The sequence below is a fragment of the Streptomyces sp. CMB-StM0423 genome (genome assembly GCF_002847285.1).
Taxonomy (GTDB): Bacteria; Actinomycetota; Actinomycetes; order Streptomycetales; family Streptomycetaceae; genus Streptomyces.
Genome location: NZ_CP025407.1, coordinates 1,208,849 through 1,222,213 on the forward strand (window position 1 = coordinate 1,208,849; position 13,365 = coordinate 1,222,213).

Sequence of the window (13,365 nt, forward strand, 5' to 3'; positions counted from 1 at the left end):
GCTCATCCGTGCACCGCCGCGAACACTTGAGAGAGATTATTGGCACCGAGTGTCTTGCAGCTTGGCACGCCGTGCCATACCGTACGAGGTGTCCGGGTGACCGGCGTACGCGACCACAGCGCGCGCCGGCTGTCCCCGCAAGCCCCCGGCTCGCGCACCCGGCCCGCGCCCCGTCACAGGCGCGGGGGCGCCACCGCGCCCGTACCGCGCACACCGGCACCGCCGGAGCCGAACCGCCTCGCGAACGCCGCACAGCTCTCACCCCCGACGTCCCTCAAGCGTCCCCGACACGCTTCGCCGGAGGCAGCACCATGAACGAGATACTCGCCGCGATTCAGGCACCCGACAGCACCGCCGCCGACTTCGCCTCCCTGCCCCTGCCCGAGTCCTACCGGGCCGTGACGGTGCACAAGGACGAGGCGGAGATGTTCGCAGGGCTCACCACCCGGCAGAAGGACCCGCGCAAGTCGCTGCACCTGGACGAGGTGCCGGTGCCGGAACTCGGCCCCGGCGAGGCCCTGGTGGCGGTCATGGCCAGCTCCGTGAACTACAACTCGGTGTGGACCTCGATCTTCGAGCCGCTGTCCACCTTCGCCTTCCTGGAGCGCTACGGCCGCCTCTCCCCGCTCGCCCGCCGCCACGACCTGCCGTACCACGTCATCGGCTCCGACCTCGCCGGCGTCGTGCTGCGCACCGGACCCGGCGTCGTCGCCTGGCGGCCGGGCGACGAGGTGGTGGCGCACTGCCTGTCGGTGGAGCTGGAGAGCGCCGACGGCCACAACGACACCATGCTCGACCCCGAGCAGCGCATCTGGGGCTTCGAGACCAACTTCGGCGGCCTGGCGGAGATCGCGCTGGTGAAGTCCAACCAGCTCATGCCCAAGCCGGACCACCTGTCCTGGGAGGAGGCCGCCGCCCCCGGGCTGGTCAACTCCACCGCGTACCGCCAGCTCGTCTCCCGCAACGGCGCCGCCATGAAGCAGGGCGACAACGTGCTCATCTGGGGCGCGAGCGGCGGACTCGGCTCGTACGCCACGCAGTTCGCGCTCGCCGGCGGCGCCACGCCCATCTGCGTCGTCTCCAGCCCCGAGAAGGCGGACATCTGCCGCCGGATGGGCGCCGAGGCGATCATCGACCGGCGCGGCGAGGACTACCGCTTCTGGCGCGACGAGCACGAGCAGGACCCGCGCGAGTGGAAGCGCTTCGGCGCACGCATCCGCGAGCTGACCGGGGGCGAGGACGTCGACATCGTCTTCGAGCACCCCGGCCGGGAGACCTTCGGCGCCTCCGTCTACGTCACCCGCCGCGGCGGCACCATCGTCACCTGCGCGTCGACCTCCGGCTTCGTGCACGAGTACGACAACCGCTACCTGTGGATGTCGCTGAAGCGGATCATCGGCTCACACTTCGCCAACTACCGCGAGGCGTGGGAGGCCAACCGCCTCGTCGACAAGGGCAGGATCCACCCCACCCTGTCGAAGACCTACCCGCTGACCCGGACCGGCCAGGCGGCGTACGACGTCCACCGCAACCTGCACCAGGGCAAGGTCGGCGTGCTCTGCCTCGCCCCGGCCGAGGGCCTGGGCGTACGGGACGAGGAGAAGCGCGCCGCGCACATCGACGCCATCCACCTCTTCCGCAGCGACCCCCCGCCCGGGAGGCAGCCCGCCGCGGCGCCCGGCCGCCCGGCCGCGCCCGAGCGGGCCGTCGAGCACGCCGGGAACGTGTGATGGCGGCCAAGGACCGGCCCTGGCTGATGCGTACCTACGCGGGCCACTCCACCGCCGAGGCGTCCAACGAGCTGTACCGGCGCAACCTCGCCAAGGGCCAGACCGGCCTGTCGGTCGCCTTCGACCTGCCCACCCAGACCGGCTACGACCCCGACCACGTGCTCGCCCGCGGCGAGGTCGGCCGCGTCGGCGTGCCCGTCTCGCACCTGGGCGACATGCGCCGCCTCTTCGCGGGCATCCCGCTGGAGCGCACGAACACCTCCATGACCATCAACGCCACCGCGATGTGGCTGCTGGCGCTCTACCAGGTGGTCGCCGAGGAGCAGGGCCTGGACGAGGCGGGCGTCGCGAAGCTCGCGGGCACCACGCAGAACGACATCGTCAAGGAGTACCTCTCCCGCGGCACATACGTCTTCCCGCCCGGGCCCTCGCTGCGGCTGACCACCGACACCATCGCGTACACCGTCGGGAAGATGCCGAAGTGGAACCCCATCAACATCTGCAGCTACCACCTCCAGGAGGCGGGCGCGACGCCGGTGCAGGAGATCGCGTACGCGATGGCCACCGCGACCGCCGTCCTGGACGCGGTCCGCGACTCCGGCCAGGTGCCGCCGGCGAAGCTGGGCGACGTCGTCGGCCGGATCTCCTTCTTCGTCAACGCCGGGGTCCGGTTCGTCGAGGAGATGTGCAAGATGCGGGCGTTCACCCGCATCTGGGACACCCTCACCCGCGAGCGCTACGGCATCGAGGACCCCCGGCAGCGCCGCTTCCGCTACGGCGTGCAGGTCAACTCCCTCGGCCTGACCGAAGCGCAGCCGGAGAACAACGTCCAGCGCATCGTGCTGGAGATGCTGGCCGTGACGCTGTCGAAGGACGCCCGCGCCCGCGCCGTGCAGTTGCCCGCCTGGAACGAGGCGCTGGGCCTGCCGCGCCCGTGGGACCAGCAGTGGAGCCTGCGCATCCAGCAGGTGCTGGCGTACGAGAGCGACCTGCTGGAGCACCCCGACCTCTTCGACGGCAGCCATGTGGTGGAGGCGCGGGTGGCCGAGCTGGTCGAGGGCGCGACCGCCGAGATGGCGCACATCGAGCGGCTCGGCGGCGCCGTCGCGGCGGTGGAGTCCGGCTATCTCAAGGCGCGGCTCGTGGCCTCGCACGCCGAGCGGCGGGCCCGGATCGAGTCGGGCGAGGAGAGGATCGTCGGCGTCAACTGCCATACGGAGACCGAGCCCAGCCCGCTCACCGCGGACCTGGACGCCGCGATCATGACCGTCGACGCGGACGTGGAGGCGCGGGTCGTCGCCGCGATGCACGAGTGGCGGCTGTCCCGCGACGAGCCGCGCGTGCAGCGCGCGCTGACGGCGCTGAAGGCCGCCGCGGCGGGTACGGCCAACCTGATGCCCGCCTCCCTGGAGTGCGCCCGCGCCGGCGCCACCACCGGCGAGTGGGCCTGGGCGCTGCGCGACGTCTTCGGCGAGTTCCGGGCCCCGACGGGCGTCGGCGGTGCGCCGGTCGCCGTCCCGGCGGCGGAGACGGGGGGCGAGGCCGCGCTCACCGCCGTACGGGACCGGGCCGCGGCCACCGCAGCGGAGCTGGGCAGCGGCCGGCTGCGGCTGCTGGTCGGCAAGCCGGGCCTGGACGGGCACAGCAACGGCGCCGAGCAGATCGCCGTACGCGCCAGGGACGCCGGCTTCGAGGTCGTCTACCAGGGCATCCGGCTGACGCCCGAGCAGATCGCGGCCGCCGCGGTCGCCGAGGACGTGCACTGCGTCGGCCTGTCCATCCTCTCCGGCTCGCACGCGGAACTCGTGCCCGACGTCCTGGACCGGCTGCGCCGGGCGGGCGCGGGCGACGTGCCCGTGGTCGTCGGCGGCATCATCCCGGCGGCGGACGCCGAGGCGCTGCGCGCCGCCGGGGTGGCGGCCGTGTTCACCCCGAAGGACTTCGGAATCACGCAGATCATCGGCCGTATCGTCGACGAGATCAGACTGGCGAACAAGCTGGACCAGGAAGTCCCCGCATGAGCCCCGCCGACACGCCCCGACGGCATCCCCGCGGCGCCACACCGGGACCGAACCCGCGACCACGGGGAAGGACCCAGGGGCGGGCGGCCGGCCGGAGGTGCCAGGACCCGGAGGACACCTGCGCACCGGCGGCACGACCGTACGCGCCCCGCGCAGCGGGCCTTCGTATCGTCGACGAGATCAGACTGGCGAACAAGCTGGACCAGGAGGTCCCCGCATGAGCCCCGCCGACACCCCGTCCGCCGACCGGCTGCGGCCGCGGCGTTCCTGCCTCGCCGTGCCGGGGTCCAGCCCCCGGTTCCTGGAGAAGGCGCAGGGGCTGCCCGCCGACCAGGTGTTCCTGGACCTGGAGGACGCCTGCGCGCCGCTGGCGAAGCCGGACGCGCGGCACACCATCGTGAAGTTCCTCAACGAGGGCGACTGGAGCGGCAAGACACGGGTGGTGCGGGTCAACGACTGGACCACGCACTGGACGTACCGCGACGTCATCACCGTCGTCGAGGGCGCCGGGCCGAACCTGGACTGCCTCATGCTGCCGAAGGTCCAGGACGCGGAGCAGATCACCGCGCTGGACCTGCTGCTCACCCAGATCGAGAAGACGATGGGCTTCGAGGTCGGCCGCATCGGCATCGAGGCGCAGATCGAGAACGCGAAGGGGCTCGTGAACGTCGACGCCATCGCCGCCGCCTCGCCCCGGCTGGAGACCATCGTCTTCGGGCCCGCCGACTTCATGGCGTCGATCAACATGAAGTCCCTGGTCGTCGGGCAGCAGCCGCCCGGCTACCCGGCCGACGCCTACCACTACATCCTCATGCGCATCCTCATGGCCGCCCGCAGCCACGACCTCCAGGCCATCGACGGCCCGTACCTCCAGATCCGCGACGTCGACGGCTTCCGCGAGGTCGCGGGCCGCGCCGCCGCGCTCGGCTTCGACGGCAAGTGGGTGCTGCACCCGGGGCAGGTCGAGGCCGCCAACGAGGTCTTCTCGCCGTCCCAGGAGGACTACGACCACGCCGAGCTGATCCTCGACGCGTACGACTACTACACCTCGGACGAGGGCGGCAGGAAGGGCTCCGCGATGCTCGGCGACGAGATGATCGACGAGGCGAGCCGCAAGATGGCCCTCGTCATCTCGGGCAAGGGCCGCGCCGCCGGTATGACCCGCACCACCGCCTTCACCCCGCCGGAGGGCTGACATGCAGTTCGGACGCACCTACGAGGAGTTCGAGCCGGGCGCGGTGTACAAGCACTGGCCGGGCAAGACCGTCACCGAGTACGACGACCATCTCTTCTGCCTGCTGACCATGAACCACCACCCGCTGCACCTCGACGCGCACTACGCCGGCGGGACCACCGACTTCGGCCGCAACGTCGTCGTCGGCAACTACGTGTACTCCCTGCTGCTCGGCATGTCCGTGCCGGACGTCTCCGGCAAGGCGATCGCCAACCTGGAGGTCGAGTCGCTGAAGCACGTGGCGCCCACCTTCCACGGCGACACGGTCTACGGCGAGACGACCGTGCTGGACAAGTGGCCGTCGAAGTCGAAGGACGACCGCGGCATCGTGCACGTCGAGACCCGCGGCCACAAGCAGGACGGCACCCTGGTCTGCGTCTTCCGGCGCAAGGTGATGGTGCCCACGGAGGCGTACGTCCGGGCGCGCGGCGGCGAGCAGCCGGGCCGCCCGGAGCCGGCCGAGCGCGGCGGGGAGCGGTGATGGGACGGCTGGCGCAGACGGAGGGGCTGACGGAGGTCCAGCGCGAGATCGTCGCCACGGTCCGCGGCTTCGTCGACAAAGAGATCCTGCCGGTGGCCACCGGCCTGGAGCACCGCGACGAGTATCCCGCGCAGATCGTCGAGGGCCTGAAGGAACTGGGCATTTTCGGCCTCATGGTCCCGGAGGAGTACGGCGGTCTCGGCGAGTCGCTGCTCACCTACGCGCTGTGCGTGGAGGAGATCGCCCGCGGCTGGATGAGCGTGTCGGGGATCATCAACACGCACTTCATCGTGGCGTACATGATCAAGCAGCACGGCACGGCCGAGCAGCGGGAGCACTTCCTGCCCCTGATGGCCGCGGGCGAGGTGCGCGGCGCGTTCTCGATGTCGGAGCCCGGGCTCGGCTCGGACGTCGCCGCGATCACGTCCAAGGGCGTACGGGACGCGGAGAGCGGTGACTACCTGCTCACCGGACAGAAGATGTGGCTGACCAACGGCGGCACGTCGTCGCTGGTCGCGGTGTTGTGCCGGACGGACGAGGGGCTGGGCCCCGACGCGCCCGCGCACCGGTCGATGACGACGTTCCTGGTGGAGAAGGAGCCGGGGTTCGGCACCGTGAAGCCGGGGCTGACCATTCCCGGCAAGATCGACAAGATGGGCTACAAGGGCGTCGACACCACCGAGCTGATCATGGACGGGCTGCGCGTCCCCGCCGGCCGGGTGCTCGGCGGCCCGGAGGGGGCGGGCCGGGGCTTCTACCAGATGATGGACGGCGTCGAGGTGGGCCGTGTGAACGTCGCCGCGCGCGGCTGCGGCGTCGCCCAGCGCGCCTTCGAGCTGGGCATCGGCTACGCACAGCAGCGGCACGCCTTCGGCCGCCAGATCGCCCGGCACCAGGCGATCCAGTTCAAACTGGCCGAGATGGCTACCAAGGTCGAGGCGGCGCATGCGATGATGGTGCGAGCGGCACGCAAAAAGGACACGGGAGAACGTAACGACCTAGAAGCGGGAATGGCCAAATATCTCGCTTCCGAGTACTGCAAGGAAGTCGTGGAAGACGCGTTCCGCATCCACGGCGGCTACGGCTTCTCCAAGGAGTACGAGATCGAGCGCCTCTACCGGGAGGCGCCGATGCTTCTCATTGGCGAAGGCACCGCCGAGATCCAGAAAATGATCATTGGACGGCGACTGCTCGAGGAGTACGGGTCCCAGGGTTGAAGGACTGCTTCAGGGGCAGGCGGCAGGGGTGGCGTGGCAGCCGGTCACGCGGCCCCGGCGGGCGAAAGCTCGCTTCGGCTTGCCGAGTTGCCGGTGCCAACCGATAACATCCCCGACAAGCCGCCGTCCCCCATCACCGCGGCCCCCTCCCGCTACGAAGGTCAAACATGCCCCACAGCCCAGATAACGTTCCGCGCCGCCGGATCCGCCTGGCGCGCGGCGCATCGCCGTGGCTCCTGCCGACCTTGGCCACCGCCGCCGTCACCGCCGTCCGCGCCCGCCGCAGCGGGCGCTGGCCCGACCGGCTGGCCGCCGTGCCCCCCGCCGCGCTGGCGGCGGGCATGCTGTGGTTCTTCCGCGACCCCGACCGCGAGATCGCCGAGGGCCGGGTCATCTCCCCCGCGGACGGCGTGGTGCAGAGCATCATGCCGTGGCCCGACGGCCGCACCCGGGTCGCGATCTTCATGAGCCCGCTGAACGTGCACGTGAACCGCGCGCCGCTGGCCGGCACCGTCCGCTCCGTGGAGCACGTCCCCGGCGGCTACGTCCCGGCGTTCAACAAGGAGAGCGAGAACAACGAGCGCGTCGTGTGGCACCTGGACACCGAGCTCGGCGACGTCGAGATGGTCCAGATCGCCGGCGCGGTCGCCCGCCGCATCGTGCCGTACGTGACCGGCGGCACCAAGGTCGAGCAGGGCGAGCGCGTCGGGCTGATCCGCTTCGGCTCCCGCGTCGACGTGTACCTGCCGCAGGGCATCGACCCCGGCGTGGACGTCGGCCAGGCCACCACGGCGGGGGTGACGCGCCTTGACCGTGATTGATCCGGAGACGAAGGCCGGCTGGGTCCCCGAGGTCGACGAGGACGACGACGACATGCCGCTGTCCACGCGGCTGTCGATCGCGGACACCCTCACCCTGGCCAACGCGACCTGCGGCTTCCTCGCCGTCTACTTCACCACCACCGGCGTGCTCGTCCCGCACCTGGCGGGCGAGGACGCCGGCGGCATCGCCCGGCACAGCGCCGCCACCGCCGTGATCCTCATGCTGCTCGCCTCGGTCTTCGACCTCTTCGACGGCCTGGTGGCGCGCAAGCTGCGCAGCTCGGCGATGGGCGCGGAGCTGGACAACCTCTCCGACCTGATCAGCTTCGGGCTGGCGCCCGCCTACTTCGTGCTGGTCTACGGCATGGTCGCCGACGACGCGTACCAGCGGGTCTCCACGGTGGCCGCGGTCGCGGTGGTGCTGGCGGTGGTGCTGCGGCTTGCCCGGTTCTCCTGCGTCACCGTGCGGGACGGCGTCTTCCAGGGCATGCCGAGCCCCTTCGGGGCGCTGACGGTGATCTCGGTGGTGCTGCTGGAGCTGCCGTTCGTGCCGACGCTGCTGGCGATCGTCGGGGTGGCCTGGCTGATGGTGAGCCGCGTGGAGTACCCCAAGCCGCGCGGCCGGCTCGCGGTGGCCACGCTCGTGTGGATCTTCATCAGCATGACCTGCCTGGGCGCGTGGGCGTTCGACGCGCCGAACGGGCAGTTGCTGCTCCAGACCGGCTGCGCGCTGCAGATAGTGACGGCCGCGACCATCCCGCTGTTCGCCACCGCCCGCCGGGTGAACACCTTCCGCGTCGGCCGCCGCGAGGCGCGCGCCGCCGCGCAGGGCTGAGCGGGGCCTGGCAGGGCCCGCACGTCCGGCAGGGCACGCCGCGGGCCCGTAGCGTACGAGAACGACCGCACCGCCGCGCCCGGGGGATCGCTCCCCCGGGCGCGGCGGCTTTTCCGGCCTGCCCGCCCTGGATCGGGGTCAGACGGGCTGCCAGAGCGCGGGCACGTTCGGCGGCTCCCAGCCCGGCAGGGCCGTGTGGGCCTGGAGGCAGCGGTAGCCCTGGCCGCCGTACGTGACGGTGTCACCGGCCCGGTAGGAGGTGCCGGCCGCCCAGGTGCCGGGGCCCGGGTCGGAGCCGACGGTCAGGGTGTACGTCACCGTGTGGGTGGCGCTGCCGGTGCCGGTCACCGTGATCGGGTACGTGCCGTCGGCGGTCCCGGCGGCGACGTCGAGCGTCAGGGTCGCGGAGTTGCCCGAGGTCACCGTCGCCGGGGAGAAGGACGCCGTGACGCCGGCGGGCACGCCGGAGGCGGTGAGCGCGACGCTCTGCGGGTTCCCGCCGGTCGTCGTGGTGCTCACGGTGGCGGTGGCGGAGCCGCCGGCCTCGGCGCTCCCGGAGTTCGGCGCCAGCGCGAGGGAGAAGTCCGGCGTCTGGCTGCCGCCGCAGTCGGCCTCGCCGGCCGCCGCGGGCACGGCGATGGCGCTCCAGGCCGCCTTGACGGCGTTGCACTCGGTGGCGCCGTAGGTGGCCTTGGCGGCGGTGACGGTCGCCGCGCGGGCGGCGCGGTGGTTCCAGCCGGAGGTCTTCAGCAGCAGCCCGCCCATGAAGATCTTCGCGGCCTTCTGCACGCCGACGCCGGTGACGGCGGAGGGGCCGCCGGCGCAGATCGGGCTGTCCGGCTTGCCGCCGCCCGGACTGGAGCCCTCGGCGAGCAGGTAGAACCAGTGGTTCTGCGGGCCGGCCGCGGCGTGCACCTCGGTGCCGGAGCCGAGCTGGGTGTAGCAGTTGGGGTCGTTGTTGACCAGCGACGGGTTGTACATGTTGCGGATGGGGCGGGTGTCGCCGTAGAAGCGGGCCTTCTCGCCGACGGTGTAGTCGGGCGGATCGGCGGGGCTGTTGACGTACGCCTCGGTGATGGCGCCGAAGATGTCGCCGGTGGACTCGTTCATGCCGCCGTTCTCGCTGCCCGAGCCGCTTGATCCGGGGGTGCGGTCGAAGATCTCGTGCCCGTACTCGTGCGCGACGACGTCGATGGACGTGAGCTGGTTGGTACCGGTCTGGTTGCGGCCGTAGGTGGTCTTGGAGCCGTCGTAGTAGGCGTTGACGACGCTGAGTCCGGCGCGGGCGGGGACGAGGCCGCCGCGGCCGTTCTGGCCGTTGTAGCCCGTCCACTCCTTGAGCATGTCGAACTCCTGCTGGGCCGCGTACATGATGTCGACGCAGGCCGTCTCCAGGTCGTTCGCGCCGCCGTTGCCCCAGGGCGGGGTGGTGTACGGGGCGCCGTTCTGGCCGCCGCACTGGAAGCCGGTGCGCAGCGGGTCGGTCATGGAGTTGGCGGCGGTGTCGATCTCGACGGTGCCGTAGTGGTAGCCCTGCCCGGAGGCGTCGCGGACCTGCTCGCGGGTCTCGACGACCTTGCCGGTACGGGCGTCGACGTACACCTCGCGCACGCTGGGGGCGCCGGCGGCGGTGGTTCCGGTGACGGTGGACTGCCAGGTCAGCACGCCCTTGCCGCCGTTGCCGCCGTTGCCGCCCTTGAGCAGCACGCCGAGTTCAGGCGCCGTGGCCTTCTCCGGGTGCGCGACCCGCGCGGTGGCGGTCCGCTCGGCGGCGGCCGCGGAGACCGTGGCGCGCGGGGAGAGCGACAGCTCGGGCGCGGGCGCGGCGGCCACGTCGAGGACGCGCCCGCGGCTGTCGGCGAGCACGACGGCGTCGCCGCCGGTGACCGGCAGCCCGAGGTAGGTGCGTTCGTACGCGGCGTAGTAGAGCCCGTCGTCCCAGGGGGTCACCTTGGTGCGGACGAGTTCCTCGCCGGGGCTGTGGCGCAGCCCGTCGAGCCCGCTGTCCGCGGCGCGGTCGGCGGCGGCGAGGGCGCGGGCCTTGCCGCCCGGCTGCTCGGGTGGCGGCGGCGCGGCGCTGGTGGTGCCGGTGAAGGCACCGGTCAGGCCGGCGGTCAGGGCGAGTGCCGCCACGACCGCGCCAAGTCTTGTGGACTTCACGTCTGTTGCTCCCCTCTAGGGAAACCGGTGACGCGAGTATCGACATGGACATGGCGCTTCGGGATATCCCACCCGCCCCCATACCCGGGTTATACGCTGCTGGAATGGAGCTGGAGTTACGGCACCTGCAGGCTGTCTGCCGGATCGCCGAGACCGGCAGCCTCGCGGGCGCCGCCCGCCTCCTCGGCGTCTCCCAGCCGGCGCTGTCGGCCCAGCTCCGCCGCATCGAGCGGGTGGCGGGCGGCGAGCTGTTCACGCGCACCCCGCGGGGCGTACTGCCCACGCCGCTGGGCGAGTTCGTACTGTCCAAGGCGCACCGGGTGCTCGGCGAGATGGAGGCGCTGGCGGCCGGCGCCCGCGCCGCGGCGGCGGGGCCGCTGCGGCTGGGGAGCATCGTGCTGGTGATGCTCGGCGCGCTGGTCACGGAGCTGGACGAACTGCTGCCGGGGCGGCAGACGACGGTCGACAGCGAGGACTCCGTCACGGCGCTGACCCGGCTGCTGGGCTCCGGCCACTACGACGCGATCCTCTACGGCGAGGTCAACGACCACCGCACGCCGCTCCCTTCCGGCGTCACGGCCCGCACGCTGGTCGCGGGCGAGCCGTTCTGGATCGCCCTGTCGGCCCGCCACCGGCTCGCGGAGCGGGAGCGGGTGGAGCTGGGCGACCTGGCGGACGAGCAGTGGATGGCGATGACGAGCCAGGACGACGGCGGCCCGGAAGCGCTCCACGCCGCCTGCACGACCGCGGGCTTCACCCCGTCGCTGCGCTACCGCATCGGCGACACGGCCCTGAACCGCCGCCTGATAGCGGCCGGCCGCGCGGTAGCCGTCTTCCAGCCCACGGCCCCGGCCACGGCAGGCGTGGCCCTGCGCCCCCTGTCAGGCGACCCGATCAGGGGCCGCCTGACCCTGGCCTGGCAACGCCGCGCGGTCCCGGCGGAACAGGCGAACCTGCTGTACCGGGCGGCGTCCCGGGCGTACGAGGCGGGATTGGCGAACAACCCGCGGTATGGGACGTGGTGGAAGGAGCACCCGGAGATCCACCCGGAACGCACGTGAGGGACGGTCGGGGCGGAGTCCCGGGGGCCGGGCCCCCGTCAGAGGTAGTCGTGGGCCAGGGACTCCGCCAGTGACTCCAGCAGGGGGCCCGCGTTGCGCATCGAGCGGTTTACGTCCGGCTCCAGCGTCGACAGCGCGTACGCGCGCTCGATCCCCGCACCCCGTAGCGCCGCCTCGTCGATCGACAGGCCCCCGCACACCGCCACCACCCGCTTTCCCGCCGCGCGGGCCGCCGACGCCACGCCCGCCGGGGCCTTGCCGTGCAGCGTCTGGCGGTCCAGCGAGCCCTCGCCCGTGATCACGAGGTCCGCCCGCGCGACCGCCGCTCCGAAGCCCAGGACGTCGAGCAGCACCTCGATCCCGGGCCGGAAGACCGCGCCGAGGCCGATCAGCGCCCCGTAGCCGATGCCTCCCGCCGCCCCCGCGCCCGGCTCCCGCGCCAGCGCGGCCGCCCGCGGCCCCACGGCCTCCTCCAGCACCCGCACGTAGTGTCCCAGCGCCGCGTCCAGCGCCTCGACGTCCGCCGCGCTCGCACCCTTCTGCGGGCCGTAGACCGCCGGCGCGCCGGTCGGACCCGTCAGCGGGTTGTCGACGTCGCTGGCGAGGATCAGCTCCACCGACGCGAACCGCGGGTCGATCCCGCTCAGGTCCGCCCGCGCAAGGTCCGCCAGGGGTCCGCCCCCGGGGCCCACCGGCGCACCCTCCGCGTCCAGGAAGTCCCCGCCCAGGGCCGCGAGCATGCCCGCGCCGCCGTCCGAGGTCGCGCTGCCGCCGACGCCGAAGACGATGCTCCGCGCCCCGGCGTCGAGCGCCGCGCGCAGGAGTTCGCCGCTGCCGTACGTGGTGGCGGTGCGCGGCGCGAAGCGGCCGGGGGGCAGCAGTTGCAGCCCCGACGCCTCGGCCATCTCGACGACGGCGGTGCCGTCGCGCAGCGCGTACGCCGCGGTGACCGGATCGCCGAGCGGCCCCGTGACCCGCGCCTCGCGGCGCTCGAAGCCCGCCGCCAGCGCCGCGGCCACCGTGCCGTCGCCGCCGTCAGCGACGGGCAGGGCCTCGACGGCGAGGCCGGGCGCGACCTTCCGCAGCCCCGCGGTCACCCGCTGGGCGACCTCTTCTGCGGTGAGGGAGCCCTTGAACTTGTCGGCCGCGATCAGCACCCGGGTCACCGATCCGTGCGTCACTTGCCACCCCTCGCTCTGGTCCTGGTCACGCCGCTGCGACCCTATCCGCAAGCCCGCCCGGTTGCCCATCGGGCCCGGGACCGGCGCTTGGCGCCGGCCCCGGGCCCGTACGGCGCGGCGACGGCAGGGGTGCTCAGCCCTCCCGCCGCTCCAGCGCGAGCAACTGCTTCTTGCGGTCGATCCCGCCCCCGTATCCGGTGAGGCTGCCGTTGGCGCCGACGACGCGGTGGCAGGGGACGACGATCCCGACGGGGTTGCGCCCGTTGGCCATGCCGACGGCGCGGGAGGCGGCGGGGTTGCCGACGCGCTCGGCGAGTTCGCCGTAGGAGATCGTCTCGCCGTACGGGATCTGCCGCAGTTGCTCCCACACCCGCTGCTGGAACGGCGTGCCGGACAGGTGCAGCGGCAGGTCGAAGTCGGTGCGCTCGCCCGCGAAGTACGCCGCGAGCTGCGCGGCCGCCGCCGCGAACGGCGGGTCCTCCGGGTCGGCGGGGGTGCCGAAGGTCTCGTCGGCGGGGCGGTGGCGCTGGTCGGTCATGTAGAGCCCGGTGAGGCTGTCGTCCTCGGCGACGAGGGCGAGGGGTCCTACGGGGCTGTCGACTGTGGTGTGGGTTCGCATGTCCT

The 13,365-nt window shown here is 72.7% G+C and carries 11 protein-coding genes; 8 read left to right on the forward strand and 3 right to left on the reverse strand.

Features of this window, described 5'->3' with window-relative positions:
* Nucleotides 1-311 precede the first annotated feature (311 nt).
* The 7 genes from ccrA (at nt 312) to pssA (ending at nt 8,339) form a co-directional block, all read left to right on the forward strand.
* Nucleotides 312-1,730 (forward strand): crotonyl-CoA carboxylase/reductase, encoded by a 1,419-nt coding sequence (ccrA, locus tag CXR04_RS05080; RefSeq protein WP_101420690.1) that lies wholly within the window; start codon nt 312-314, stop codon nt 1,728-1,730.
* Complete coding sequence (locus CXR04_RS05085; protein WP_101420691.1) at nt 1,730-3,751, forward strand: protein meaA; 2,022 nt, start codon at nt 1,730-1,732, stop codon at nt 3,749-3,751. The genes ccrA and CXR04_RS05085 overlap by 1 nt, the downstream gene beginning before the upstream one ends.
* 217 nt (nt 3,752-3,968) lie before the next feature.
* The gene (locus CXR04_RS05090; RefSeq protein ID WP_101420692.1) at nt 3,969-4,946 is read left to right on the forward strand and encodes an HpcH/HpaI aldolase/citrate lyase family protein; all 978 of its coding nucleotides are present in this window, start codon (nt 3,969-3,971) and stop codon (nt 4,944-4,946) included.
* A 1-nt stretch (nt 4,947) separates the two neighbouring features.
* Nucleotides 4,948-5,466, forward strand: coding sequence for a MaoC family dehydratase (locus CXR04_RS05095; RefSeq protein WP_101420693.1), 519 nt, complete (start codon nt 4,948-4,950; stop codon nt 5,464-5,466).
* Nucleotides 5,466-6,683 (forward strand): acyl-CoA dehydrogenase family protein, encoded by a 1,218-nt coding sequence (locus tag CXR04_RS05100; protein WP_101420694.1) that lies wholly within the window; start codon nt 5,466-5,468, stop codon nt 6,681-6,683. Before CXR04_RS05095 ends, CXR04_RS05100 begins: the two co-directional genes overlap by 1 nt.
* A 167-nt stretch (nt 6,684-6,850) precedes the next feature.
* Nucleotides 6,851-7,504 (forward strand): phosphatidylserine decarboxylase, encoded by a 654-nt coding sequence (locus CXR04_RS05105; protein ID WP_101420695.1) that lies wholly within the window; start codon nt 6,851-6,853, stop codon nt 7,502-7,504.
* Entirely contained in the window at nt 7,491-8,339 is an 849-nt protein-coding gene (gene pssA / locus CXR04_RS05110; protein ID WP_199850393.1) for a CDP-diacylglycerol--serine O-phosphatidyltransferase, read from the forward strand. Before CXR04_RS05105 ends, pssA begins: the two co-directional genes overlap by 14 nt.
* A gap of 138 nt (nt 8,340-8,477) precedes the next feature.
* Here pssA and CXR04_RS05115 read toward each other — a convergent pair whose 3' ends face one another.
* A complete protein-coding gene (locus tag CXR04_RS05115; protein ID WP_234380068.1) occupies nt 8,478-10,499 on the reverse strand; it encodes a M4 family metallopeptidase in 2,022 nt (673 codons plus the stop codon).
* Nucleotides 10,500-10,603: 104 nt separating this feature from the next.
* On the opposite strand from CXR04_RS05115, the gene CXR04_RS05120 reads away from it, so the two are divergent.
* Nucleotides 10,604-11,560, forward strand: a complete 957-nt coding sequence (locus CXR04_RS05120) for a LysR family transcriptional regulator (RefSeq protein WP_101420697.1) — start codon at nt 10,604-10,606, stop codon at nt 11,558-11,560.
* Between the two features lie 38 nt (nt 11,561-11,598).
* Here CXR04_RS05120 and CXR04_RS05125 read toward each other — a convergent pair whose 3' ends face one another.
* Complete coding sequence (locus CXR04_RS05125; protein WP_101420698.1) at nt 11,599-12,726, reverse strand: glycerate kinase; 1,128 nt, start codon at nt 12,724-12,726, stop codon at nt 11,599-11,601.
* Nucleotides 12,727-12,874: 148 nt separating this feature from the next.
* Nucleotides 12,875-13,360: a methylated-DNA--[protein]-cysteine S-methyltransferase gene (locus CXR04_RS05130; RefSeq protein WP_101420699.1), complete on the reverse strand. Its 486-nt coding sequence runs from the start codon at nt 13,358-13,360 to the stop codon at nt 12,875-12,877.
* Nucleotides 13,361-13,365: the final 5 nt, after the last annotated feature.